Here is a 24252-nt window from a genome sequence, read left to right on the forward strand (position 1 = left end):
CTCACCCCCTCCAGGGCGCGATCGGGTTGCCCTGCCAGCGGGTGCCGGGCGGAATGCGGTCGCCGCGCATCACCAGCGAGGCGGGACCGACCGTGGAACCGTCTCCGATGGATGACGCCGGCAGCGCGACGCAGTGGCACCCCAGTGTTGCCCCGGCCTCGATCGTCACCCGGTCGATCTGCATGATGCGGTCGTGGAACAGGTGGGTCTGGACCACGCAGCCGCGGTTGATCGTGGCGCCGTCGCCGAGGGAGATCAGGTCGGCCTCGGGCAGCCAGTACGACTCGCACCACACGCCGCGGCCGATGCGCGAACCCAGGAGGCGCAGCATCGCGTTCATCACCGGGGTGCCCGTCGCGGGCCGGGCCAACCACGGCGCGGCCAACAGTTCGATGAACGAGTCGGCGACCTCGTTGCGCCACACGAACGACGACCACAGCGGTTGCTCGCCCGCACGTATGCGACCCACCAGGATCCACTTGGCCAGCACGGCCACCACCAGGGCGACCAGCCCCGCGTAGGCGAGCGTCAGCCCGGAGGTCAGTGCGGCCACCCCGAAGCCCCACTCCAGGTGGATCTCCTGCAGCACGACCAGGACGCTGAGCAGGAGGAGGAATGACATCCACACGGGGATCAGCCGCAGGGTCTCCCACGCCCCGCGGGCGACCTTGAGACGGCGTGGCGGCTGGTAGGTGCGGATGTCGTCGGTGTCGGCGACGGCTCGCGGCAGTCTCTGCGGCGGGGATCCCAGCCACGAGGTGCCCTTCTTGGCCTTCTGCGGTGCGGAGGACAGCACGGCGACGAGACCCCGTGCGGGCACCTTCCGGCCGGCGGAGGCGATACCGGAGTTGCCGAGGAAGGCGCGCTTGCCGACCCGGGCGTGCTCCAGCCGCATCCATCCGGAGCCGAGCTCGTACGGGGCGACCATGGTGTCGTCGGCGAGGAACGCCCCGTCGCGGACGGTGGTGAGTGCGGGGATGAGCAGCACGGTCGAGGCCTCGACGTCCCTGCCGATCTTCGCCCCCAGCAGGCGCAACCAGATCGGGGTGAGCATCGAGGCGTACAGCGGGTACAGCCAGTTCCTGGCGGCGTCCATGAGGCGTTCACTGCACCACGCCTGCCAGGCGATCCGCGAGTGGACCGGGTGGAAGCCGGGGTTCAGCCCGATCGACAGCACCCGGACCGCGACGAGTGTGGCCGCGGCGAAGACCGCGAGTGCGAGGAGCGTGGCGGGGACCGACCACAGCACGACGTGCAGGACCAGCTCGCCCGGGCCGCCGGCGCCGCGGGCTCCCCACGCCACCAGAGCGAGACCCGCGAGCAGGGCGGCCAGCGGCATCGCACCGAGCGCCACGGCGGAGAACTGGTAGACCAGGCTCCAGACCCGGTTGTGGGGCGCGGGCTCGGCAGGCCAGCTCGACCCCCGCTTGCCGCGCTTGAGCGCGGGGGAGCCCGCGTAGCGCTTGCCTGCCTTGACCGTGCCGACCACCGCGGAGCCGATCTCCACATGTGCCCCGCGGCCCACCACCGCGCCGGGCAGCAGGGTGGACCGGGCGCCCACCACCGCGTTCTCGCCGATCTCGACGGAACCCACGTGCACGATGTCGCCGTCGATCCAGTACCCGGCCAGGTCCACCTCGGGTTCGATCGAGGCCCCGTCGCCCACCCGGAGCAGGCCGGTGACCGGCGGGAGGGTGTGCATGTCCACACCGTGTCCGATCTGCGCCCCCAGTAACCGCGCGAAGGGGGTGAGCCACCCGGCACCCTCGAGGTTGGCGGCCCCGGAGACCTCGACCAACCGCTCGGCGGCCCAGATCCGCAGGTGCACCGACCCCGCCCGCGGGTACATCCCCGGGGTCACTCCGGCGGTGAGCACCCGGCACAGGCCGGCGGTGACCAGCATGCGGCCGGCGGGCAGCAGGAGCAGTACCGCCAGGACCCCGAGCACCCACCACGACACCGGCCGCGCCCAGGCGAGCCCGAGCGCGGCGGCGGCGTTGTTGGCGATGCCCACCCAGGTGAGCCACTGCAGGCCGGTCAGGGTGAGCAGCGGGATCGTGGCGAGCACCTGCAGGAGCTGCGCGCCGCGGCCGACGGGCCGGACGTGCCGCGGTTCGACCTCGGCCTCGGGCTCGAGCTCGTCCAGGAACCCGGCGAAATCGCCGAGGCGCGAGCGGTCGTAGATGTCGCCGACCGTCACCGAGGGGAAGCGTTCGCGAACCCGGGCCACCACGTGCGCGGCGGCCAGCGATCCGCCGCCGAGGGCGAAGAAGTCCTCGTCGACCCCGGAGACGTCGGCCCCGAGGGCCGCCGACCACAGTTCGGCGACCCACGCCTCGATGCCGTCGAGCTCGGACTCGGCGGCCGAGGTCTGTGCCAGCGGCCACGGCAGGGCGGCGCGGTCGACCTTCCCGGAGGTGCGGGTCGGTAGATCGTCGACCAGGGCCAGGCGCGGCACCACGCCGGCGGGCAGGTGCTCGCGCAGGCGCCCGGCCGCGTCGGCGAGGTCGAAGCCGCCGGGGTCCTCGGCGACGAGGTAGGCCACGAGCACGGGCTGGCCGGCGTCGGTCTTCTTCACCGCGGCGGCGCCGGCGCTCACGCCGGGCAGCGCGGACACGGCGGTGTCGACCTCGCCCAGCTCGAGGCGTCGCCCGCCGATCTTGACCTGGTCGTCGACCCGGCCGGTGAAGTACAGGCCGTCCGCCTCGAGTCGCACCACGTCGCCGGACCGGTAGGCCCGGTCCCATCCGAGTGTCCCCATCGGCGCGTACTTCTCGGCGTCCTTCTCGGGATCGAGGTAGCGGGCCAACCCCACGCCGCCGATCACCAGCTCACCGGATTCGCCGTACGCGACGGGCTGACCGGCGGCGTCGACCACCGCGAGGTCCCATCCGTCCAGGGGTAGCCCGATCGACACCTCACCGCGGCCGTCCAGCGGGGCGGCGCAGGCGACGACGGTCGCCTCGGTGGGGCCGTAGGTGTTCCACACCTCGCGCCCCTCGCCGGCCAGCCGCGCGGCCAGCTCGGGCGGGCACGCCTCGCCGCCGAGGATCACCATCCGGATGTCGCGGAGCATCGAGTCGGGCCACATCGAGGCCAGGGTCGGCACGGTGGAGATGACGGTGATCCGGCGGTCCCGCAGCCACGGGCCCAGGTCGAGGCCGGATTTCACGACTCCGCGCGGCGCGGGCACCAGGCACGCCCCGTGGGCCCAGGCCAGCCACATCTCCTCGCAGGAGGCGTCGAACGCCACGGACAACCCCGCCAGCACGCGGTCGCCCGGGCCCAGCGGCGCGCCCTGCAGAAAGATCCGGGTCTCGGCGTCGACGAACGCGGCGGCGCTGCGGTGCGTCACCGCCACGCCCTTGGGCAGGCCGGTGGTGCCGGAGGTGAAGATGATCCAGCAGTCGTCGTCGACCGTCGGGCCGCGGTGCCGCGTGGGGTCGGCGGGTCGGTCGGGGTCGGTGACGAGCATCCCGTCGGCGCTGTAGACGGCCGCGACCTGCGCCTGTCCGAACACCAGCTCGGCGCGTTCGGCGGGGTCGTCCACGTCGACGGGGACATAGGCCGCGCCGGCGGCGAGGGTGGAGAGGATGGCCAGGTAGAGGTCGGCGGAGCCGGACGGCATGTGGATGCCCACCCGATCGCCGGCGCCCACCCCCTGCTCGTGCATCCACCGGGCGGAGGCGTGGATCGTCCGCGCGACCTCGTCGTAGGTCAGGACCCGGGTGCCGTCGTCGATGCACGGAGCCCCGGGGTGGCGGGTCGCCGCGGCACCGAACACGTCGAGGAGTGTCCGGGGCTCCGCGGCGTATGAGCTGCGAAGATACTGCTCTCCAATGGTGGCCACGTGCGGATCGTATCCCGCGTAGGTGAACTGCCCGCCGCGGTCACCCGGGGCTGGTTAAGTGAGTCGGATGACAGAGAGCCTGAGTGACAAGACCATCGTGATCGTGGGGGCGGGGCCGGGATTCGGTCGCACGCTCGCCCTGCAGGCCGCCGCGAAGGGGGCGATGGTGGTCGTCGCCGCGCGGACGGAGTCGCGGGTCGTCGAGATCGCCGACGAGGTTCGTGCGGCTGGCGGAAGCGCGATCGCCGCGGCCGTGGACGCGACCGACCCGGAGTCGGTGCGCGCACTGCGGGAGACGGTGGAGGGTCACACCGATGCCGTCCACGGGCTCGTGTACAGCGCGTTCGCGGTGCCCAGCATGAAGCCGCTCGCGCAGACCGACCACGAGCAGATCTCCCGTGGCATCGATCTGTCCGTGCTGGGCGCGCTGCGCACGACCCAGGAGTTCACCGCGCTGCTCGAGGCCGGCGCCGCTCCCGCCACCGGCACCGCAGCTGGCTCCGCCGCCGCCACCACCGAACCCGCCGCCCCCGCCCCCGCCAGCGCGTCCGTCGTCATGATGGCGTCCGCGGTGATCCACCACTCCCGGGAGCGGTACGCGGGATACAAGATCGCCAAGACCGCCCTGGTCGCGCTGGGCCACTCGCTGGCCACCGAACTCGGCCCGCGCGGCATCCGGGTCAACACCGTCGCGCCGGGCTACATCTACGGCGAGACCCTCAAGGCCTACTTCGAGCACCTGGCCACCAAGTACGGCGGCACGGTCGACGACGTCTACGCCCACACCGCCGAGAAGATGGATCTGCGCAGACTGCCCTCCGAGCGCGAGATCGTCGACCCGGTGTTGTTCCTGCTCTCGGACGCCGCCTCGGCCGTCACGGGCCAGACGCTCACGGTGGACTGCGGCGAGTTCCACACCTGACCCTCGGGGGCAGCACCCCGATGCCGCATCAGGGTCTCGGAATCGGGTCTTTCCCCGATGCGGAGCGGGTGCTCGGGGGGGAGAGTGGAGGTCACCGGGGAGAGGTCCCCGATCCCCCTTTCCCGACGACGACGAGGTGTGACGTCATGACCTACTTCCCGGACTCCCGAGCCAAGCGCCTGACCAGGTCCTCCGACCGCTGGATCGGTGGTGTGTGCGGTGGCCTGGCCGACTACTTCGGGCTCGACCCGGCGTTGGTCCGCGTGCTGTTCGTGGCCTCGATCCTGCTGCCCGGCCCGCAGCTGCTCATCTACGTGATCCTGTGGTTCGTCATGCCCGATTCCCGTGCCTCCTGAGACCGCGCCCGAGGGGCACGTGGCAGGCTGAGTCCATGAGCACTCCAGACACCTCAGCAGCCCCCGGCGAGTACGCCTCCGTCCGCATCGAGAAGGGCGCACGGCACCCGCACGTCGCTCAGGTGACGCTGATCGGCCCGGGGCGCAACAACGCGATGGGTCCGGACTTCTGGGCCGAGATGCCCCGCGTGATGGCCGAGCTCGACGCCGACCCCGAGGTCCGCGCCGTCGTCCTCGCGGGCGAGGGCCGCAACTTCACCTACGGCCTGGACCTGATGGCGATGATGCCGCAGTTCATGGAGTTCCTGCCGCAGGACACGACCCCGGACGCCTCGCGCAACGAGCGCATCCTGGATTTCGTGGAGAACATGCGTCAGGCCGTCGACGCGGTCGCGTCCGCGAAGACGCCCACCGTCGCCGCGATCCAGGGCCGCTGCATCGGCGGCGGCATGGACCTCATCTCCGCCTGCGACGTCCGCCACGGTTCGGCGGACTCGAGCTACTCGGTCCGCGAGGTGAAGGTGGGGATCGTCGCCGACATGGGGTCGCTCGGGCGCCTGCCGTACATCATCGGCTCCGGGCTGACCCGCGAGCTGGCGCTGACCGGCCGCGACATCGACGCGGAGACCGCGCTGCGCTACGGCCTGGTCACGCACGTCGCCGACGACGCCGCGGGCGTGCTGGACTCGGCCCATGCGACGGCCGCCGAGATCGCGGACAACCCGCCGCTGGTGGTCCGCGGTACCCGTGAGGTGCTCAACCGGGCGATCGAGGGTCCGATCTACGAGTCCAACCGCTACGTCGCCACCTGGAACGCCGGTTTCCTGGCCTCGGCGGACATGATGGAGGCCATCGGCTCGACGCTGGAGAAGCGCGAGGCGCGCTACACCGGCCGCTGACCGCGCACGCCGGACCCGGCAATCCGCCCCCCGTCCGACGAGAAGACAGTTCCGCACACCCGCCTCCCGGGCGATGTGTGCGGAACTGTCTTCTCGACCGCGGAAGGGCCGGGCCTGACGGCGTCAGCCGCGGAAGGGCTCGGCCTTCTCCTCGGGGTGCTTCTTGAAGTTCTCGATCCCCTCGACGACCAGCTTCTCGCCGTGGGCCTTGTCCCGCCACTCGCCCGGGGTGACGTGCTTGCCCGGCTCGAGGTCCTTGTAGTGCAGGAAGAAGTGCTCGATGGCCTTGAGTTCGAAGTCCGGGACGTCGTCGACGTCCTGGATGTGCTCCCAGCGCGGGTCCAGAGCGGGCACGCACAGCAGCTTGTCGTCGCCACCGGCCTCGTCGGACATCGTGTACACGCCCACCACGCGCGAGTTGACGATCACGCCGGGGTAGACGGACTCGTCGAGCAGGACCAGGGCGTCGCAGGGGTCGCCGTCGTCCGCGAGGGTCTCGTCGATGTAGCCGTAGTCGGCCGGGTAGCCCATCGAGGTGAAGAGGAAACGGTCGAGATAGATCTTGCCGGTCTCGTGGTGGATCTCGTACTTGTTACGCGAACCCTTGGGGATCTCGATGGTCACTTCGACGGTCACGGGCTACCTCACAAATCGTCATTCTCCGGACCCGGGACGGCTCTCCCGGACAATCCGGGCCGATTCTAGTAGGCCGCCCCGGCTCCGGGGGTGGCCGCCGTCACGCGGGCCGCTAGCGTGGGTCTGATGCACCCGGCAGGAGCCGGGGACCACCGGCACCGGCCGGTGGCGGTGACAGCGGAGGCGACAGCGTCCGGGAGGGTGGGCACGAGTGACCGAGCGCGGAGTGTGGCGCGGGCGTGGGCTCGTGTGGCGGGGCGGGGTCGTCCTCGTCGTCGTCGTACTCCTCGTCGCGGGACTCGTCGCGGCGGCACTGTTCACGGACGTCGAGGACGAGGTCCGCGCGGTCGTCGACGCCCCGGCGGAGACCACGACGGAGCTGAACCCCGGACTCCACGCCGCGGACGGGACGGCGCCGTTGCCCGACCCGGCCGCGCTCGCAAGGCTCCTCGGCCCGCTCGCGACGTCCCCGGCCGTCGGCGACCTCACCGCCAGCGTGGTCGACGACGCGACGGGCCAGGTGCTGTGGGAGCGTCGCCCGCGCGACGCCAAGGTGCCGGCCTCCACCACCAAACTGCTCACCGCGGTCGCCGCCCTGACCCGACTGCCCGGTGACACCCGTGTCGACACGGTCCTGGCCACCGGCGCCGAGCCGGACACCCTCGTGGTGGTCCCCGGCGGCGACCCCACCATGTCCGGGGGCGCCGAGCCCGGGCCGCTCTTCCCCGACGCGGCCACCCTGGTGGGAGCCGCCGACGTCGTCCGTGCCGCCGGGGTCACGCCGTCGCGCATCGTGGTGGACCCGGGTCCGTACACCGGGCCGAGACTGGGTCCCGGGTGGCCACCCTCGGAGATAGCGGCCGGCAACATCGCACCCGTCGACGCGTGGATGCTCGACTCCGGCCGCCTCGACCCGGCCGACGAGTACTCGCCCCGCTCGGGCGAACCCGCTCTCGCGGCGGGTAGGGCCCTGGCCCGCGAACTGGGCGTGGACCCCGAGCGCGTACGGGTCGCGTCCGAATCGGTGGAGACGACCGGCGAACTGGGCCGGGTGTCGTCGGCGGAGCTCACCGAGCGCCTCCGCTCGATGCTCGTCCACTCGGACAACGTGCTGGCCGAGGCGATCTGCCGCGAGGTGGCCCTGGACCGGGATCCGGACGCCCGCGCCGACTTCGCCGCGGGGACCGCCGCCGTGCTCGACACCCTCACCGAACGCGGTCTGGACATGTCCGGGGTCCGCCTGGACGACTGCTCCGGGATGAGCAACGGCAACCGCATCTCGGCGGCCGTCCTCACCGACGTCCTGCGCACCGCGTCCGCCCCCGACGCCACCCGCGAGATGCGGGACCTGCTCGACACCCTGCCCGTGGCGGCCGGGTCGGGGACGCTCATCGACCGATTCACCGGCCCCTCCGCCGCCGGGGCCGGCTGGGTGCGCGCCAAGACGGGCACCCTCGCCGGGACGAGCACGCTGGCCGGCTCGGTGACCAGCGCCGACGGCCGCACCATGAGCTTCGCCCTCCTGTCCTCCGGCACCGACCCGGCCGTCGCACGGCCGGTCCTCGACCGGATCGCCGCCGAGATCAGCGCCTGTGGCTGCCGCTGACCCCGTTCGGCCCGGTGGGGACTGGACCGGACCGGCCTGGGCCGTGCGCGCGGCGGTGCGGGCCTTCCGCCGTGCGCACCCCGAGGTCGGCGACGACGTGTGCGTGGCGCTGTCCGGGGGAGCGGATTCGCTGGCCCTGACCGCCGCGGCCGCCGTCGAGTTCGCCGTCGTGACCGCCCTCGTGGTCGACCACGGACTGCAGGAGGGCTCGGATGCGGTGGCCCGGGACGCGGCCGCCGCGGCACGCGGGCTCGGTGCGTCCGCGGAGGTCCTCGTCGTCGTCGTGGATTCCGACGGTTCCGGCCCCGAGGCCGCCGCCCGTACGGCGCGCTACACCGCGCTCGACACCGCGCGCCGGGGACGTCCCGTGCTGCTCGCCCACACCCTCGACGACCAGGCCGAGACCGTCCTGTTGGGCCTGGGGCGTGGTTCCGGTGCCCACTCGCTGCGCGGGATGGCCGCGTGGGACGCGCCGTGGGGGCGACCGCTGCTCGGCGTCCGCGCCGTCGACACCCGCGACGCGTGCCGTGACCTGGGCCTGGAGGTCTGGAACGACCCGCACAACACCGACTCGTCGTTCACGCGGGTGCGCCTGCGGCACGAGGTGCTGCCGCTGCTCGAGGACGTGCTCGGAGGCGGCGTCGCCGAGGGGTTGGCGCGCACCGCGACGCTGCTGGGGGTCGACGACGACGAGCTGGACCGCCTCGCCCGCGCCGTGCCCGTCGGCCCGGACGGCGCCCTGGAGGTGAGCCGACTGGAGCCGCTGCCGGCCGCCGTCCTGACCCGTGTCCTGCGGCACTGGCTGCGGGATCGGGGGATCACCTCACCCACCTACGCGCACCTGACGGCGGTGGCCGCGCTCGTCACGGACTGGCGCGGGCAGGGCGGGGTGGCGGTCGGTGGCACCGGCCCCGGGGACGCGGGTGGAGCGGGGCCCTCGGCCAGGTTGGTCGCCCGGCGTCGACGTGGAAAGGTGGTCGTGGAGAACGACCGGGCTAGCGGAGCGGGGACGTAGATGACCACGGACAAGTACGCCGACGAGATCGAGTCGGTGCTGCTCGACGAGGACGCGATCCGCGCGCGGATCGTCGAGATGGGCGCCAGGATCGGCGAGCGCTACGCGAACTCCGAGAAGGAGGTCGTGCTGGTCGCCGTCCTCAAGGGTGCGGCGATCTTCGTCTCCGACTTCGCCCGGGCGCTGACCATCCCCTCCGAGCTGGAGTTCATGGCCGTCAGCTCGTACGGGTCCTCCACCAGCTCCTCGGGCGTGGTGCGGATCCTCAAGGACCTCGACCGCGACATCGCCGACCGCGACGTGATCATCGTCGAGGACATCATCGACTCCGGCCTCACCCTGTCCTGGCTCATGCGGAACCTGCGCACCCGGAACCCGCGGTCGCTGGAGATCGTCACCCTGCTGCGCAAGCCCGACGCGGTGAAGGCGGACCTGGACATCCTCGAGATCGGGTTCGACATCCCCAACGAGTTCGTGGTGGGGTACGGCCTGGACTTCGCCGAGCGCTACCGCGACCTGCCGTATATCGGCAAACTGCATCCGCGCATGTACTCCTGATCCGCCGCGGTCTCGATCCGGGTTCTCCGGACTTCTGGACACGTGTCTGCCTAAATCGTGATCTAGATCACGTCGGGCGGTTAACCTGACGACATGTTCCCAGGTACCTTCGCCGCCACCACCCCCGACAAGCCCGCCGTCATCCGTCCCGCGACCGGCGAGCAGATCACCTACGCCGAGCTCGAGGCCCGCTCCGCGCAGCTCGCGCACGTCCTGACCGACGACTGGGGCCTGCGCCCCGGCGAGACGATCGCGGTGGTCTCCGACAACACCCTCGAGATGATCGAGATCTATTGGGCCGCGCTGCGCGTGGGTCTGTACATCGCCGCCATCAACCACCACCTCACCGCGGACGAGTCGTCGTACATCATCGGAGACTGCGGGGCGCGGGCGTTGTTCGTCTCCGCTCCGGTCGCCGACCACGTGGACCTCACCCCGGGCGCCCATTCCGACGTCGAGCACCGGGTGGTCTTCGGTGGCGAGCTGGAGGGCTTCGAGGACTACCGCGGCCTGCTCGAGGGCAAGCCGACGGATCCTCCCGCCGACCAGCCCCGGGGCCACGACTTCCTCTACTCGTCCGGCACCACCGGCCGGCCGAAGGGCGTGCGTGTGGACCCGCCGGAGGGGCAGATCGACGAGGTGCCCGACGTCTACACCCCCGTGTTCAGTTTCCTGTACGCCTTCGACGCCGACAGCGTCTACCTGTGCCCCGCGCCGCTGTACCACGCGGCCCCGCTCCGGTTCTGCGGCGTGGTCAACTCCGTCGGCGGGACCGTGATCCTCATGGACCGCTTCGACGCGGAGGAGTCGCTGCGACTGATCGAGGAGTACCGGGTGACGCACTCGCAGTGGGTGCCGACGATGTTCGTGCGGATGCTCAAGCTGCCGGAGGAGACGCGGGCGCGCTACGACGTCTCCAGCATGACCCACGCGATCCACGCCGCCGCCCCGTGTCCACCGGAGGTCAAGCGCCGGATGATCGAGTGGTGGGGCCCGGTGATCCACGAGTACTACTCGGCGACCGAGGGCATGGGCATCACGTTCATCAACTCGCAGGAGGCGCTCGACCATCCCGGTTCGGTGGGGCGCGACGGGCTCAAGGGCATCGCCCACATCTGCGACGAGGAGGGCAACGAGCTCCCCACCGGCGAGATCGGCACCATCTACTGGCAGCAGGACGAGGGGACCTTCGAGTACCACGGCGACCCGGAGAAGACGGCGTCCGTCTTCCATCCCGACCACCCCAACTGGGCGACCTTCGGCGACGTGGGTTACCTGGACGAGGACCGTTTCCTCTACCTCACCGACCGCAAGGCGTTCACCATCATCTCCGGCGGCGTCAACATCTACCCGCAGGAGATCGAGAACGCCCTCGTCATGAACCCGGCGGTCGCGGACGTGGCGGTGATCGGCATCCCGGACGAGGAGATGGGGGAGAAGGTGCACGCGGTGGTGGTGCCCGCCGCCGATCGCGCCGGCGACCCGGGCCTGGCCGACGAACTCCTGGCCTCCCTCCGGGGCACGATCTCCGACTTCAAGATCCCGCGGAGCCTGGACTTCGTGGACGAGCTGCCCCGCACGCCCACGGGCAAGCTGGTCAAGCGCCGGATCGTGCAGCAGTACGTCTGAGCCGGGGCGTCTACGCACAACGAGAGAACCGTCGACCGGTGGTCGACGGTTCTCCGCGTATCGCGAACGAGCTGATGGTCTTCTTCCCCCCGATCGGTCGGCTCAGTCGCCGACACTCGCCGTGAGATCCAACGACGTGCCGAATCCGATCATCCCGAGGATCCTGAGGAGGAACGACGGTGCAGTGGTGAGCGCGTCGAGCAGGACTGATCCCGAATCGAGCGCGAATTCACTGGAACCTTCGGCGAATACTCCGAGACTACCCATGGTGATGGTCCTTTCCCTTGCCGGACGAGGGGCGGCCCGGAGAGCGGTTCTCCAGAGTGACGAAACCGCGAAAAAGTGATGGAGATCACTTCCCTCGCGGAAGATGATGCTCTCTTTATCAGGGCGAGTCAAGGCTCGTGGCGAAAATGGAAAACGCCATGATGTCGGTCCCTGCGCGGCGGCTACCGGGCGTCAGTCGCCGACGCTGGAGACGAGGTCACCGGCGATCCCGTTGAACAACATGTCCGCGAACTGCAGGAGCAGCGACGGCAGTCGACTACCCATGTCGGCGAGGGTGGATCCCGAGTCGAGGGCGAACTCGGCGGAGCCGGCGGCGAGGATTCCCAGGCTTCCCATGATCGTTCCTTCCTGACGGCGCCCCGGTGGGGGTGCCGGTTGGCGAGAGGTGGACGGTCGCGCCGCGGGAGCGGCGCTGGCCTGATGCTAACCAGGGCTCCGCCACGGGTCCGGGGGATCGCGAAGACTCCCGTCACGCCGTCGGATCGACGGCGCACGGGGGACACTGTCGAGGTGGACAGGACCTCCGAGTTCGAGAGTGAACGTCCCCGGCTCGTCCGGATCGCCGCGCACGTGCTCCGTGACCCGACGGAGGCCGAGGACGTGGTGCAACAGGCGTGGCTCCGGTTGGCGCGCACCGACGCCTCCGCGATCACCACCCTCCCCGCCTGGTTGACCACCGTCGTCACCCGTTTGTGCCTGGACAGGCTCAAGGCCGCGGTGCCGCCGCCCGTCGAGCCCACCGACCGTCCCGGCGCCGACCCCGGCCCGTCCGACGAGGCCCTCCTGGCGGAGTCGATGGGGTCGGCGCTGCACGTGGTCCTCGACCGGCTCACCCCGGCCGAGCGGGTGGCGTTCGTCCTCCATGACTCGTTCTCGGTCGACTTCGCCACGATCGCCGCCGTCCTCGACTGCTCGCCGGCGGCGGCCCGCAAACACGCGTCGAGGGCGCGCGCGAAGATCGCGGAGGCGGGTCCCGGCGCGGGCCGGGCGGACTGGCTCGTCGTCGACGCCTTCCTCGCCGCCGCCCGACGCGGCGAGTTCTCCCGACTCCTCCGGCTCCTCGCGCCGGACGTCGAGGTGGTGGGCGACCCGCTCGCGGTGGGCCTCGGGACGCCCGCGCGCATCGAGGGACGCGAGGCGGTCGCCGGGTTCTTCGACGGCGCGGCGGCGTCGGCGCTCCCGGTGTTCGTCCGCGACCGCCCGGGAGCGGCGTGGTTCGACCGTGGCGTGGCCCGCGTGGCGTTCGACTTCCGGGTCCTCGACGGGGTGGTCCGCCGGATCGACTTCCGCGCGGACCCGGACGTGCTCGGCTCGATCCGCCGGCGTCGTGACGGGGAGCCGAGGTGAGCCACCCGGTCACACCCGGGGCGCGGCGCTCGTCATCAGGGTGAGGCGACGCGACCCCGCGCGCCTCTCGACCGGGAGGATCAAGTGCCATGAAGACCATGACCTGCAAGGACCTGGGCGGCCCGTGTGACCTCGCCCATCGCGGCGAGAAGGCGGACGACGTGATCAACGCCCAGGACGCCCACCTCAAGGAGCGGGTCGGGGCGGGCGACGAGGCCCACGTCCCCGCGCGCGAGGACATGAAGAGCCGCTGGCGCCGGCCGCGCCAGTCACTCGGGTGGTACCGGGACGTCAAGAAGCGCTTCGCCGAGCTGCCGGAGGACTGACCGGCCCGGCCCGCCCGGCCCGGCCCGCCCGGCCCGGCCCGCCCGGCCCGGCCCGCCCGGGCCGCGCCCGCCGACCCGCGCCCTAACGCCCGCCGGCCTCGATCACGGCCGCCAGCGCGAGCAGTGTGGCCTCCGAGCCGGGCCTGCCCACCAGCTGGACCGAGGTGGGCAGGGCCCGGCCGAGGGGGCTGTGGGTGGTTCCGCACGGGACGGACACCGCGGGCCACCCGAGCACGTTGGCGAGCGGGGTGAACGGGGAGAACCGCATCGACGCCCACAGCGACCGGCCCCAGGACCGCCGGTGCCAGTCGGTCGCCTCGGGAGGCACGTCCGCCAGCGACGGGGTGAGCCACACGTCGACGCCCGCCGAGTCCATCGCCCGGCCGACCTCGGCGCGCAGTGACTCCACACCGCGGTTCCAGCGGGTGTCCCCGTCGGACGCGCCGCCGCGCCGGAACACGGTCCGGCCGAGCAGGGCGTGGTGCCGGGTACGCCTCTCCATGGCGGACAGGGGCAGGTTCTCCTCCTCGGCCGCCCGTGCCACGCCGGTGGTCCAGCGCGCGAGGTAGAGGACCGGGTCGGACGGGGAGGGCAGGGTGGTGTCGACGACGACGAGGTCGCTCGCCCGCAGCAGCGCCGCGGCCTCCCGCGCCGCGCGCGTCCAGGGTTCGTGGATGCGCACCAGGTCGCGGCCGAGCCGGATCGGGCTGGTCACGGACAGGCCGATGCGCGTCCCGCCGGGCACGGGGCCGATGTCCGCGAGCTCCGGTCGGCCGGCCATCACCGACAGGGCCAGCGCGACGTCAGCGACTGTCCTGGCCAGCGGGCCGGACTCGGCCAGGCCTCCCCAGTTGTCGCCGGACAGACGGGTCGGCACGACGCCCGGTCCGGGTTTGATGGTGACGATCCCGCAGGCTGCGGCGGGGATGCGCAGCGATCCCATCCCGTCGTCGCCCACCGCGAGCGGGACCATGCCGGAGGCCACGGCCGCCGCCGACCCCCCCGAGGACCCGCCCGCGGACAGGGCGAGGTCGCGGGGGTTGCGGGTGATGCCGTGGGCGTCGGAGTCGGTCATCCCCCAGGCGCACAACTGGGGTGCGGCGGTGATGCCCACCGGCACCGCGCCCGCGGCGAGCAGCGGAGCGACGACGGGGTTTCCCAGGGTGACGGTGCTCTTGATCGCGAGCGGCACCCCGGCCAGGGGCAGCGCCGCGCGCTCCGCCGGGGCCGTGGCGTCGACGGCGGCCCCGGCGGCGCGACCATCCGCCCGCAACAGGGTGGTGAAGGCGCGCACCGACGGATCGAGGTCGGCCACCCGGTCGAACGCCGCGTCGAGGGTGGCCAGCGCGCCGACGGCGCCGGTGCGTACGGCCTCGGCGGTCTCGGCGGCGGAGAGGGGGTCGGTGGTCACGGTCACGATCGTACGACGGTGACCGTGTCCGCCCATGGCGATCATCACGGTGGACGGCCCCGCCCGGCGGGTAGCCTGGGGCGATACCGACTCCGGTCGGATGCACGACCGGGCCCGTCGACCGGCTGGGCCGTCCTTCCACACGAGGACCGAATGGAACGCAAGAGCAACACCGTCTTCCGCAACGTCGCCATCGCGGGCGTGATCATCCTGGCGATCGTCGGCTTCTCGTTCTTCGCCAACGGTGACCGCGACTACGCCGAGGTCGACACGTCGGTGGCGTTGGCGCAGGTCGACGCGGGCAATGTGAAAGAGGCGCTGATCGAGGACCGGGAGCAGCAGCTCCGGCTCACCCTCGAGACCCCGATCGCCCCCGCGGACGGTGCGGACGAGACCGACAAGCTCCTGGCCAAGTACCCGGAACGGGCGGCGGACCAGATCTTCGACCGGGTGGCCGCCGCGGAGCCGGAGAAGTACGACACCGCTGTGAACCAACAGGGTTTCCTGTCGCAGATGCTGTCGTTCCTGCTGCCGATGCTCATCCTGTTCGGGCTGTTGTTCTACTTCATGTCCCGGATGCAGGGCGGCAAGGGCGGGCTGTTCGGCGTGGGCAAGTCGCGCGCGGTGGAGTTCACCAAGGACATGCCCCAGACCACGTTCGCCGACGTGGCGGGTGAGGACGAGGCGGTCGAGGAACTCAACGAGATCAAGGACTTCCTCCAGAACCCGGCCCGGTACGAGCGTCTCGGCGCCAAGATCCCTCGGGGTGTGCTGCTCTACGGCCCGCCCGGAACGGGCAAGACCCTGCTGGCCCGGGCTGTCGCCGGTGAGGCGGGCGTGCCGTTCTACTCGATCTCCGGCTCCGACTTCGTCGAGATGTTCGTCGGTGTCGGCGCCTCGCGGGTGCGGGACCTCTTCGAGAAGGCCAAGCAGAACGCGCCCTGCATCGTGTTCGTCGACGAGATCGACGCGGTGGGCCGGCACCGCGGCTCGGGCACCGGCGGCGGTCACGACGAGCGGGAGCAGACGCTCAATCAGCTGTTGGTCGAGATGGACGGGTTCAGTGACCGCGAGACGGTCATCATGATCGCCGCGACCAACCGCCCGGACGTCCTCGACCCGGCACTGTTGCGCCCGGGCCGTTTCGATCGTCAGGTCCCGGTGACCAACCCGGACCTCAAGGGTCGTGAGGCGATCCTCGCCGTCCACTCCGTGGGCAAGCCGCTGGCCGAGGACGTCAACATGACCTCGCTGGCCAGGCGCACGATCGGCATGTCCGGGGCGGACCTGGCCAACGTGCTCAACGAGGGCGCCCTGCTCGCGGCCCGGCTGGGGCGCGACGAGATCGACATCGACATCCTCGAGGAGGCGACCGACCGGGTGGTGGGTGGTCCGCGCCGCAAGCATCGGGTGATCAGCGAGCACGAGAAGAAGGTCACCGCGTACCACGAGTCCGGGCACGCCCTGGCGGCGTGGGCGATGGAGGATCTCGAGCCCGTCCACAAGGTGACCATCCTCGCGCGCGGCCGCACCGGTGGTCACGCGTTGGTCGTCCCGGAGGACGACAAGTCCTTGATGACCCGCGCGGACATGATCGCGCGGGTCGTCATGGCGATGGGTGGCCGTGCCGCCGAGGAGTACGTCTTCGGCGAGCCCACCTCGGGTGCGAGTTCGGATATCGAGCAGGCCACCCGTATCGCGCGGACGATGGTCGCCGAGTACGGCATGAGCGCGAAGCTCGGTGCGGTGAAGTACGGCGGCGAGGGCGGGGACCCGTTCCTCGGCCGCGGTGGTTCCGCGGCGGGGGAGTACTCTCCCGAGGTCGCGAAGACCATCGACGACGAGGTGCGCCGGATCATCGACGCCGCCCACACCGAGGCGTGGCAGGTCCTCGAGGCCAACCGTGACATCCTCGACGCGGTCGCGGGTGAGCTCCTCGAGAAGGAGACCCTGCGGCAGGACGATCTCGAGAGGTTGTTCGCCGACGTGGTCAAGCGGCCGCGGATCACGGAGTTCGACGATTTCGGCGGACGCATCCCGTCCACCCGTCCGCCCATCAAGACCCCGGGCGAGCTGGCCAAGGAGCGCGGCGAGCCCTGGCCCCCGCCGGTCACCGACCCGTTCGCCATGCCCGTACTCCCGGCCGGCCGGGAGGACGAGGGTGACCGCGGCCCGGGCGAGGGCAGCGGCCCCGCGGATCGGGAGGGTGACCGCAACGGCGTGGGCGCCCCCGCCGGGATGACCGGTGGCCGAGGCGACTCCGGTCGCGGCGGTCTCGCCGGTGGCGGCCAGCGACCGACCGGCATCCCGGCCTATGGCACACCGCCGCCCCCGGGCTGGTCGGCGCCGGGTTGGCCCCCGCGACAGCCCGCCCACCACGGGGACCGGGGGCCGAGCGGCGCCGAGACCACCCGTCTGCCGGCCGCACCGGTCAACGGGCAGGGGCATCCCGGCTCCGGGGACACGGGGGTGCGGGACGGGGCCGGCCGGGACGAGCAACCGTCCGGGGCCCGGACCCGGGCGTGGTCCGCGGTCGGCGACGGCGACTCGTATGGTGACTCGACCGGCGACGCACCGGGCGAGGCGTCGGGCGAGGCGACCGGAGACCCGGCCCGGGACTCGGCGGAGCGCGGTTCGCACCGCCGTGAGGACAAGGACCCCGACTGGCGTGCGCCGTGGGAACGTGAGGACTGACCGCACGGTCGGCTCCGTGCGAGAAGAGGATTGAATGACGACTCCTGACCTGATACCCCCTGCCGACGCCCGGTCGATCTCGACGGGACAGACCTTCGACGCCGAACGCGCCGAGGCCGCCGTCCGAGAGCTGCTCCTCGCCGTGGGGGAGGATCCCGAGCGCGAGGGGCTGCGGGACACGCCCGCACGGGTGGCCAGGGCCTACCGTGAGGTCTTCGCGGGGTTGTACACCGATCCGTCGGACGTGCTGTCCAAGACCTTCGACGAGGACCACCGCGAGCTGGTGTTGGTGCGGGACATCCCCATCTACTCGACCTGTGAGCACCACCTCGTTCCGTTCCACGGAGTCGCCCACATCGGGTACATCCCCGGACAGTCCGGCGCGGTGACGGGTCTGAGCAAGCTCGCGCGTCTGGTCGATCTCTACGCCAAGCGCCCCCAGGTCCAGGAGCGGCTCACCAGTCAGGTCGCGGACGCGCTGGTCGACAAGCTCGACCCGTCGGGGGTGCTCGTGGTGATCGAGTGTGAGCACCTGTGCATGTCCATGCGCGGGATCCGGAAGGCGGGGTCCATCACGACGACTTCCGCCGTCCGCGGCATCATGCGGTCCAACGCGTCCACCAGGGCGGAGGCCCTCGGCCTCCTGCGCGGGACGTGAGCGCTCCCGGTCTGGTGCCCCACCCGGACCGGTGCGCGGTGATGGGCGTCCTCAACGTCACCGCGGACTCGTTCTCCGACGGTGGTGAGCACCTCGCGTTCTCCGACGGGGTCGCGCACGCCCGGCGGATGGTCGCCGAGGGCGCCGACATCATCGACATCGGTGGGGAGTCCACCCGGCCCGGTGCGATCCGGGTCGAGGAGTCCGACGAGGAGCAGCGGGTGGTCCCGCTGGTCCGCGCGGTGTCCGGGCTCGTGCCGGTCTCCGTGGACACCATGCGCGCCGGGGTCGCCTCGCGTGCCCTGGAGGAGAACGCGGCGATCATCAACGACGTCTCGGGTGGGCTCGCCGACCCCGACATGCTGCGAGTCGTGGCCGATCACCGGGCCTCGGTCATCCTCATGCACTGGGTGTCGCCGGACGAGTACCGCGCCGGCGCCGGCGGCCGCGCCGACTACGGCGGGGACGTGGTGGGCGCGGTCCGCGACCACCTGGCCCGCCGGGCCGACGCGGCGCTCGCCGCGGGGGTCGACGCCGCGGGCATCGTGCTCGACCCGGGCCTGGGCTTCGCCAAGAACGCGGACGACAACTGGGCGCTGCTGCACGGACTGGACCGGCTGATCGAGCTCGGGTTCCCGGTGCTCGTCGCGGCGTCCAGGAAACGGTTCCTCGGGTCGCTGCTGCCCGGCGTGGACGGGCAGCCACGTCCGGTGTCCGGTCGGGATCCGGCGACAGCCGCGATCACGGCACTGTCCGCCGCCGCCGGGGCGTGGGCCGTCCGTGTCCACGACGTGGCGCCCAGTGCGGACGCGGTGCGGGTGGCCGCGGCATGGGCTGCCGGCGGGGCGGGGGCGCACTGATGGCCGATCGCATCGAACTCGACCGGATCGAACTGCGGGGCCTGAGGGTGCGGGGCACCCACGGGGTCTTCGAGCACGAGAAGCGCGACGGCCAGGACTTCCTGGTGGACGTGATCCTGTGGACCGATTTCACGGCCGCCGCCGCGTCCGACGACCTGGCCGACACCGTCGACTACGGGGCGCTGGCGCTGTTCGCCCGTGACGTGGTGGGCGGGCCGTCCTTCGACCTCATCGAGACCGTCGCCTCGCGGATCGCCGACGGGATCATGGAGATGGCCCAGGGTGCCCACGCGGTGGAGGTGACCGTGCACAAGCCCCAGGCGCCGATCCTCGCGGAGTTCGCCGACGTCGCCGTCGTGGCCCGACGCTCGCGCCCGGGCGTGGCCGGCGCCGCGGGGGGAGAGCGGTGAGCTGCAGGGCGGTGCTGTCGATCGGCGGCAACCAGGGGGACGCGCTCGCGCTCCTGCGCGGCGTCGTCGACGCCGCGGCCGCGGACGGGATCCTGCGCGCTGTCTCCGCGGTCTACGCCACCCCGCCGTGGGGAGGTGTGGAGCAGGACGATTTCCTCAACGCCGTACTGGTCGTCGACCACCCAGGCTCCCCGGCGGATGTCCTCGAGTGGGGTTTCGCCCGCGAACGGGCCGCCGGCCGGACTCGTGACGTGCGCTGGGGCCCGCGGACCCTCGACGTGGACGTGGTGTCGGCCGAGGTGGACGGGGAGCCGGTGACCTCGGACGCCCCGGCCCTGACGCTGCCCCATCCCCGGGCGGCCGAGCGCGCGTTCGTGCTGGTCCCGTGGCTGGAGATCCAACCGGGCGCCCGGCTGGGCGGGGTGCAGGTGACGGAATGTCTCGACGCGCTCGATCCCGGCGACGTCGCTGCGGTCCGCCGCCTCCCCGGCCCCCTGGTGCGAGACGGCGAGGGGGCCTGAGGTGACCCGCGTCGCGAAGTCGACCCTCGCGCTGGTGGCCCTCGTCGCGGCAGTGGCCGCGTACGTCCTCGTCGGCGCCTTCCTCGGTGCGCTGACGCCGATCGGTTTCGGCTGGGTGACCCTTCTGGCGGTCACGGCGGTCGACGTACTGCTGGCCCTGCGGATCCGGGCGGCGATCTCCGATGGTGGCGTGGGGCAGGACCGTAGTCAGATGCACCCGCTCACCGTCGCCCGCAGCGCAGCCCTCGGGCAGGCCTCCGCGGTGCTCGGCTCGGCCGCCACCGGGATCGGGGTCGGCCTGACCTCGTACTTCCTGACCAGGCTCGGCGACCTGGCGGTCGCGGGCGCTGAGCTCCCCGCGTCCGTCGCCGTCCTGGCGTCCGGTGCGGTGCTGGTGGGAGCGGGACTGTTCCTGGAATCGGCGTGCGAGACACCGCCCGACGACGACGAGAACGGCGGGCTGGCCGAACCCGCCTGAGGCGGGGAGGGCCGAACCGGCGGGGTGACGCCGCCCCCGTTACCGCGGACACGCGCTGGTTACCCGTGTGACCCGTGATTCTCCGCGTATCATGCGGGCATGAGTTCCGACGGCGCGATGGACAAGCCCCGGTCAGCTCGCCCGACCCGGGGCGACGACCGTGGACTGGCGAGCATCGCCCTGGGGGTGCTGCTGGTCCTGGCGCTCATCGCCACCATCGTGATGGTCTTCTCCGACAACCCGGTGTGGATGCGCATCGGCACCCTCTCGGCACTGTGGGCCGCGTTCCTGGGTGCGTTCCTCGTCGCCAGGTACCGCCGTCAGGCCGCGGCCGAGGCCGCTCGGGTCCGGGACCTGCACACCGTCTACGAACTGCAGCTCGAGCGTGAGATCTCCGCGCGTCGCGAGCACGAGTTGGTGGTGGAGCGGGATCTGCGGGCCTCCGTCCGCGCCGAGACCGGTGATTCGATCGTCGCGCTCCGGCAGGAGATCGCAGCCCTGCGCGAGCAGCTCGGGGCGCTGGGCGTGACCCTTCCCGAGGACCGCTTCGCAGTGGGCGGGGCGGGGCCCGCCGCGCAGCTGGGGGCGGGGTCGTCCCTGCCGTCCGTCCCGTCCGAGCGGGTATCGCCCCGTCGCCGTGCACCCGGCTCCGAGTCCGGGCCGGCCGGCGGGTTCGGATCGGATCACTCCGCGACACCGGCCCCCGGTGTCGGCCCGGACGCCACCCCGAGCACGGAGCGCACCGAGCGCCTCTCACCGGTCGCCGATCGGGCGTCCCGGTCGGATTCGCCGACGTCGCATCCCCGTCGCCCCGCCGTCCGCCCCACGGGCGGCGACAGTGGGTCACGTCCGTCGTCCGGAGCCCCCCGGCAGCCCCAGGTCCGACCCGGGGCGGCGGCGACCGCCGGCAGTGCGGTCACGTCAGACAGGTCCGCGAGGCCCGAGTCCGCGAAGCCCGAGGCCCCGGTGACAACCGGCGGCGCGGCGGCGTCCGCCACGACGGGGGCGTCCGACAAGACCGACAAGACCGACAAGCCCGGCAGGCACGAGTCCCCCGCGGCCTCCACCGAGACGGCCGCCCAGGCCCGCGCCCGCTCGAAGCCCGCGCCGGCCGGCGAGTCCGCCCCGTCGAGCCGCCACGGGGAGGGGTCCGGCCTGTCGGTCGCTGAGCTCATGGCGCGGCTGGGTGACGGCTCCGCTCCCACGTCGGGGCGCCGCCGGCGTCGCACCGAGGACTGAGCAGGACCCGGCGGGTGCCGCCGGTCGGGCGACGTCCGTCGAGCGGGTTCTGTGAAGTACGCCACTGAATGCTGCTCGTGGCCGCAGTCAGGACTACTCTCGCCAGCGAGATGTCCGGGACCCACCACCAGTGAGTGGGCCTGGAACGGATCGAGCACTGGAGCACCCTGAGATGTCCGACAACGGCGTCACCGGAACACCCCCTGCCCGCCTGTCCATCGGCCTCGTGTCCGCGGGACGCGTGGGCACCGCGGTGGGCGCGGCCCTCGAGCGGAGGGGCCACGTCGTCTCCGCCCTGGTCGCCCGCTCGGCGCAGTCCCGGGACCTCGCCGCCCGGCGCCTCCCCGAGGCCCGCATCACCGAGCCCGTCGGCGTGGCGGAGGCATGCGAACTCCTCATCCTCGCGGTGCCGGACGCCGCCCTGTCCGCAGTGGTGGCGGAACTCGCCGAGGCGAACGCCTTCCGCCCGGGCCACATCGTCATCCACGTCGCCGGTGCCGTCGGCGCCGAGGTGCTGCGTCCGGCCGCCGACGCCGGTGCCGTGGTCGTCGCCGCGCACCCGGCCATGACGTTCACCGGGGGATCCGCCGACGTCGACCGCATGGAGGGGTGCTCGTGGGCGCTCACCGCCCCGGACGAGATCGGGCTGGTCGTCGGCCAGATGCTGGTGATGGAGACCGGGGGCCTGCCCGTCACGGTCGCCGAATCCCATCGAGCGCTCTACCACGCGGCGCTCGCGCACGGCGCCAATCACCTGGTGACCCTCGTGAACGACGCCGCCGAGGCGCTCGCCGCGTCCTTCTCCGTCCTGCCCGGGGGCGGGGTCGAGGGTGACCCCGACGGCATGCTCGGCCAGGACGCGGAGGCGCTCGCGCGCCGGACCCTGGAACCGCTCCTCCGGGCCGCTCTCGACAACGTCCTGGCCTCCGGGGACTCGGCCCTGACCGGTCCCGTGATGCGCGGCGACGCCGTCACCGTCTCCCGGCACCTCGACGCCCTGGAGGACGTCGACGGCGGTATCGCCGCCGGCTACCGGGCGCTCGCGTTGCGCACCGCCGACCGCGTCGGTGCCGGACCCGACGTGACCGACCTGTTGGCCCCCGACCTCACGGAGCAGCTGCGATGACCCCCACCTCCTTCCCGGTCCGGACCGCGGTGCCCGGTCGGCCCGACACCGGGTACACCCGGGGCGAGCTGACCGTCCACCACGAGCCGTCCTCGTTGCGCGCCGTCACCGAGTCACTGCGCAAGGTCGGCAAACAGATCACGTTCGTCCCCACCATGGGCGCACTGCACGAGGGGCACCTCGCACTGGTCGAGGCGGCCCGCCGGACCCCGGGATCGGTGGTGGTGGTGTCGATCTTCGTCAACCCGCTGCAGTTCGGGCCCGGAGAAGACCTCGACGCCTACCCGCGCACCCTCGACGAGGACGTGGCCCGGCTCGCCGACGCCGGCGTGGAACTGGTCTTCGCCCCCAGCGCCGCCGCCATGTACCCGGACGGTCCCCGCACGACGGTGCAGCCCGGGCCGACCGGTGAGATCCTCGACGGGGCCGCTCGTCCCGGCCACTTCTCCGGGATGCTCACCGTGGTCAACAAGCTGTTCAACATCGTCGCCCCCCACCAGGCCTTCTTCGGGGAGAAGGACTACCAGCAGCTCGTCCTGATCCGCCAGATGGTGGCGGACCTGGACATGGACGTGCGCGTCGTCGGTGTCCCCACCATCCGCGAGTCGGACGGCCTGGCGATGAGTTCCCGTAACCGCTATCTGTCCGCCGACGAGCGGGAACTGGCCACCGTCCTCAACGCGGCCCTCGTGGCGGGGACGTTCGCCGCCAAGGGCGGCCGGCAGGCCGTCATCGACGCCGCCCGCGCCGTGCTGGCCGAGCGACCGCAGATCTCGATCGACTACCTCGAGCTGCGGGCCGGGGACCTCGGGGAACCGCCGGAGGAGGGCCCCGGCAGGCTCCTCGTCGCGGCCCGCATCGGGGGCACCAGACTCATCGACAACGTCGGCGTGGCCATCGGAACCGGCTTCCTCGCCGCCGCCGAGGCCACCGTCGCCGCCCAACAGGCCGAGATGGCCGAAGACCTCCAGGAAGGCCTGTAGATGCAGCGCACCATGCTCCACTCCAAGATCCACCGTGCCACCGTGACCCAGGCCGACCTGCATTACGTCGGCTCCTGCACGATCGATGCCGACCTCATGGACGCCGCCGATCTGCTCGAGGGTCAGCAGATCGACATCGTCGACGTCGACAACGGTGCCCGCCTGACGACCTATGCCATCACCGGCGAGCGCGGCTCCGGCGTGATCAGTATCAACGGCGCCGCGGCCCACCTCGTGCACCCCGGCGACCTGGTGATCATCATCGCCTACGCCCAGATGTCGGACGCCGAGGCGCGGGCCTACAAGCCCCGGGTGGTGTTCGTCGACGGCGACAACCGCACGCTCACCGAGGGCACCGACCCCGCGGACGTGCCCGAGGGGTCGGGCCTGAAGAACCCCCGCGTGCCGGAGCCCGCCGCCGTCTAGGCGGCGCGGACAGA

24 protein-coding genes are annotated in these 24252 nt (G+C 72.3%); 19 read left to right on the forward strand and 5 right to left on the reverse strand.

Annotation, left to right across the window (positions count from 1 at the left end; all coding sequences use genetic code 11):
- Window position 1: 1 nt before the first annotated feature.
- The gene (locus AC3DE3_RS11675; RefSeq protein ID WP_488370096.1) at window positions 2-3850 is read right to left on the reverse strand and encodes a Pls/PosA family non-ribosomal peptide synthetase; all 3849 of its coding nucleotides are present in this window, start codon (window positions 3848-3850) and stop codon (window positions 2-4) included.
- A gap of 67 nt (window positions 3851-3917) precedes the next feature.
- Here AC3DE3_RS11675 and AC3DE3_RS11680 point away from each other — a divergent pair, with 67 nt between their 5' ends.
- The 3 genes from AC3DE3_RS11680 (at window position 3918) to AC3DE3_RS11690 (ending at window position 6027) form a co-directional block, all read left to right on the forward strand.
- Window positions 3918-4772: an SDR family oxidoreductase gene (locus AC3DE3_RS11680; RefSeq protein ID WP_488370097.1), complete on the forward strand. Its 855-nt coding sequence runs from the start codon at window positions 3918-3920 to the stop codon at window positions 4770-4772.
- A 146-nt stretch (window positions 4773-4918) separates the two neighbouring features.
- Window positions 4919-5128, forward strand: coding sequence for a PspC domain-containing protein (locus AC3DE3_RS11685; RefSeq protein WP_260486601.1), 210 nt, complete (start codon window positions 4919-4921; stop codon window positions 5126-5128).
- A gap of 35 nt (window positions 5129-5163) precedes the next feature.
- Entirely contained in the window at window positions 5164-6027 is an 864-nt protein-coding gene (locus AC3DE3_RS11690; RefSeq protein ID WP_488370098.1) for a crotonase/enoyl-CoA hydratase family protein, read from the forward strand.
- A gap of 123 nt (window positions 6028-6150) precedes the next feature.
- Here the strand turns inward: AC3DE3_RS11690 and AC3DE3_RS11695 are convergent, their stop codons facing one another.
- Window positions 6151-6663 carry an inorganic diphosphatase gene (locus tag AC3DE3_RS11695; RefSeq protein WP_260486604.1) on the reverse strand — a complete coding sequence of 171 codons (513 nt, stop codon included), beginning with the start codon at window positions 6661-6663 and terminating at the stop codon, window positions 6151-6153.
- Between the two features lie 211 nt (window positions 6664-6874).
- Here AC3DE3_RS11695 and dacB point away from each other — a divergent pair, with 211 nt between their 5' ends.
- From dacB to AC3DE3_RS11715, 4 genes are all read left to right on the forward strand, one after another.
- Window positions 6875-8269, forward strand: a complete 1395-nt coding sequence (dacB, locus tag AC3DE3_RS11700) for a D-alanyl-D-alanine carboxypeptidase/D-alanyl-D-alanine endopeptidase (protein ID WP_260486605.1) — start codon at window positions 6875-6877, stop codon at window positions 8267-8269.
- Window positions 8256-9284, forward strand: coding sequence for a tRNA lysidine(34) synthetase TilS (gene tilS / locus AC3DE3_RS11705; RefSeq protein ID WP_488370099.1), 1029 nt, complete (start codon window positions 8256-8258; stop codon window positions 9282-9284). Before dacB ends, tilS begins: the two co-directional genes overlap by 14 nt.
- On the forward strand, window positions 9285-9842 hold the full coding sequence (hpt, locus tag AC3DE3_RS11710) for a hypoxanthine phosphoribosyltransferase (protein ID WP_260486607.1): 558 nt from the start codon (window positions 9285-9287) through the stop codon (window positions 9840-9842).
- A gap of 93 nt (window positions 9843-9935) precedes the next feature.
- Window positions 9936-11471, forward strand: coding sequence for an acyl-CoA synthetase (locus AC3DE3_RS11715; RefSeq protein ID WP_488370100.1), 1536 nt, complete (start codon window positions 9936-9938; stop codon window positions 11469-11471).
- 102 nt (window positions 11472-11573) lie between these two features.
- Here AC3DE3_RS11715 and AC3DE3_RS11720 read toward each other — a convergent pair whose 3' ends face one another.
- Together AC3DE3_RS11720 and AC3DE3_RS11725 are read right to left on the reverse strand one after the other, a co-directional pair.
- A complete protein-coding gene (locus AC3DE3_RS11720) occupies window positions 11574-11738 on the reverse strand; it encodes a hypothetical protein (RefSeq protein ID WP_260486609.1) in 165 nt (54 codons plus the stop codon).
- Between the two features lie 192 nt (window positions 11739-11930).
- On the reverse strand, window positions 11931-12095 hold the full coding sequence (locus tag AC3DE3_RS11725) for a hypothetical protein (RefSeq protein WP_260486610.1): 165 nt from the start codon (window positions 12093-12095) through the stop codon (window positions 11931-11933).
- A gap of 174 nt (window positions 12096-12269) precedes the next feature.
- On the opposite strand from AC3DE3_RS11725, the gene AC3DE3_RS11730 reads away from it, so the two are divergent.
- A complete protein-coding gene (locus AC3DE3_RS11730) occupies window positions 12270-13106 on the forward strand; it encodes a sigma-70 family RNA polymerase sigma factor (protein ID WP_260486611.1) in 837 nt (278 codons plus the stop codon).
- Between the two features lie 89 nt (window positions 13107-13195).
- On the forward strand, window positions 13196-13432 hold the full coding sequence (locus tag AC3DE3_RS11735; protein ID WP_260486612.1) for a DUF1059 domain-containing protein: 237 nt from the start codon (window positions 13196-13198) through the stop codon (window positions 13430-13432).
- 82 nt (window positions 13433-13514) lie between these two features.
- Here the strand turns inward: AC3DE3_RS11735 and AC3DE3_RS11740 are convergent, their stop codons facing one another.
- Window positions 13515-14843: an amidase gene (locus tag AC3DE3_RS11740; protein ID WP_488370101.1), complete on the reverse strand. Its 1329-nt coding sequence runs from the start codon at window positions 14841-14843 to the stop codon at window positions 13515-13517.
- 153 nt (window positions 14844-14996) lie between these two features.
- On the opposite strand from AC3DE3_RS11740, the gene ftsH reads away from it, so the two are divergent.
- The 10 genes from ftsH (at window position 14997) to panD (ending at window position 24238) form a co-directional block, all read left to right on the forward strand.
- Window positions 14997-17537 (forward strand): ATP-dependent zinc metalloprotease FtsH, encoded by a 2541-nt coding sequence (ftsH, locus tag AC3DE3_RS11745; RefSeq protein ID WP_488370102.1) that lies wholly within the window; start codon window positions 14997-14999, stop codon window positions 17535-17537.
- Between the two features lie 34 nt (window positions 17538-17571).
- Window positions 17572-18195 (forward strand): GTP cyclohydrolase I FolE, encoded by a 624-nt coding sequence (gene folE, locus AC3DE3_RS11750; RefSeq protein ID WP_260486615.1) that lies wholly within the window; start codon window positions 17572-17574, stop codon window positions 18193-18195.
- 41 nt (window positions 18196-18236) lie between these two features.
- A complete protein-coding gene (gene folP, locus AC3DE3_RS11755; RefSeq protein ID WP_260489260.1) occupies window positions 18237-19055 on the forward strand; it encodes a dihydropteroate synthase in 819 nt (272 codons plus the stop codon).
- Entirely contained in the window at window positions 19055-19465 is a 411-nt protein-coding gene (gene folB / locus AC3DE3_RS11760) for a dihydroneopterin aldolase (protein WP_488370103.1), read from the forward strand. The genes folP and folB overlap by 1 nt, the downstream gene beginning before the upstream one ends.
- On the forward strand, window positions 19462-19986 hold the full coding sequence (folK, locus tag AC3DE3_RS11765) for a 2-amino-4-hydroxy-6-hydroxymethyldihydropteridine diphosphokinase (protein WP_488370104.1): 525 nt from the start codon (window positions 19462-19464) through the stop codon (window positions 19984-19986). Before folB ends, folK begins: the two co-directional genes overlap by 4 nt.
- Before the next feature lies 1 nt (window position 19987).
- A complete protein-coding gene (locus AC3DE3_RS11770) occupies window positions 19988-20464 on the forward strand; it encodes a DUF3180 domain-containing protein (protein WP_488370105.1) in 477 nt (158 codons plus the stop codon).
- 99 nt (window positions 20465-20563) lie between these two features.
- On the forward strand, window positions 20564-21703 hold the full coding sequence (locus AC3DE3_RS11775; protein ID WP_488370106.1) for a DUF6779 domain-containing protein: 1140 nt from the start codon (window positions 20564-20566) through the stop codon (window positions 21701-21703).
- Window positions 21704-21875: 172 nt separating this feature from the next.
- On the forward strand, window positions 21876-22829 hold the full coding sequence (locus tag AC3DE3_RS11780; protein ID WP_260486620.1) for a Rossmann-like and DUF2520 domain-containing protein: 954 nt from the start codon (window positions 21876-21878) through the stop codon (window positions 22827-22829).
- Window positions 22826-23812 (forward strand): pantoate--beta-alanine ligase, encoded by a 987-nt coding sequence (gene panC, locus AC3DE3_RS11785; protein WP_488370107.1) that lies wholly within the window; start codon window positions 22826-22828, stop codon window positions 23810-23812. The genes AC3DE3_RS11780 and panC overlap by 4 nt, the downstream gene beginning before the upstream one ends.
- Window positions 23813-24238, forward strand: a complete 426-nt coding sequence (gene panD / locus AC3DE3_RS11790) for an aspartate 1-decarboxylase (protein ID WP_260486622.1) — start codon at window positions 23813-23815, stop codon at window positions 24236-24238.
- Window positions 24239-24252 lie beyond the last annotated feature (14 nt).

It is taken from the genome of Dietzia sp. IBK-p2-16D (genome assembly GCF_057773085.1).

Bases quoted from the DNA above. Each gene is read 5' to 3' on its own strand.
- AC3DE3_RS11680 (WP_488370097.1), top strand. From the start codon at position 3,918: ATGACAGAGAGCCTGAGTGACAAGACCATCGTGATCGTGGGGGCGGGG.
- AC3DE3_RS11685 (WP_260486601.1), top strand. From the start codon at position 4,919: ATGACCTACTTCCCGGACTCCCGAGCCAAGCGCCTGACCAGGTCCTCC.
- AC3DE3_RS11690 (WP_488370098.1), top strand. From the start codon at position 5,164: ATGAGCACTCCAGACACCTCAGCAGCCCCCGGCGAGTACGCCTCCGTC.
- hpt (WP_260486607.1), top strand. From the start codon at position 9,285: ATGACCACGGACAAGTACGCCGACGAGATCGAGTCGGTGCTGCTCGAC.
- AC3DE3_RS11715 (WP_488370100.1), top strand. From the start codon at position 9,936: ATGTTCCCAGGTACCTTCGCCGCCACCACCCCCGACAAGCCCGCCGTC.
- AC3DE3_RS11720 (WP_260486609.1), bottom strand. From the start codon at position 11,738: ATGGGTAGTCTCGGAGTATTCGCCGAAGGTTCCAGTGAATTCGCGCTC.
- AC3DE3_RS11725 (WP_260486610.1), bottom strand. From the start codon at position 12,095: ATGGGAAGCCTGGGAATCCTCGCCGCCGGCTCCGCCGAGTTCGCCCTC.
- AC3DE3_RS11735 (WP_260486612.1), top strand. From the start codon at position 13,196: ATGAAGACCATGACCTGCAAGGACCTGGGCGGCCCGTGTGACCTCGCC.
- ftsH (WP_488370102.1), top strand. From the start codon at position 14,997: ATGGAACGCAAGAGCAACACCGTCTTCCGCAACGTCGCCATCGCGGGC.
- folE (WP_260486615.1), top strand. From the start codon at position 17,572: ATGACGACTCCTGACCTGATACCCCCTGCCGACGCCCGGTCGATCTCG.
- folP (WP_260489260.1), top strand. From the start codon at position 18,237: ATGGGCGTCCTCAACGTCACCGCGGACTCGTTCTCCGACGGTGGTGAG.
- folB (WP_488370103.1), top strand. From the start codon at position 19,055: ATGGCCGATCGCATCGAACTCGACCGGATCGAACTGCGGGGCCTGAGG.
- AC3DE3_RS11775 (WP_488370106.1), top strand. From the start codon at position 20,564: ATGAGTTCCGACGGCGCGATGGACAAGCCCCGGTCAGCTCGCCCGACC.
- AC3DE3_RS11780 (WP_260486620.1), top strand. From the start codon at position 21,876: ATGTCCGACAACGGCGTCACCGGAACACCCCCTGCCCGCCTGTCCATC.
- panC (WP_488370107.1), top strand. From the start codon at position 22,826: ATGACCCCCACCTCCTTCCCGGTCCGGACCGCGGTGCCCGGTCGGCCC.
- panD (WP_260486622.1), top strand. From the start codon at position 23,813: ATGCAGCGCACCATGCTCCACTCCAAGATCCACCGTGCCACCGTGACC.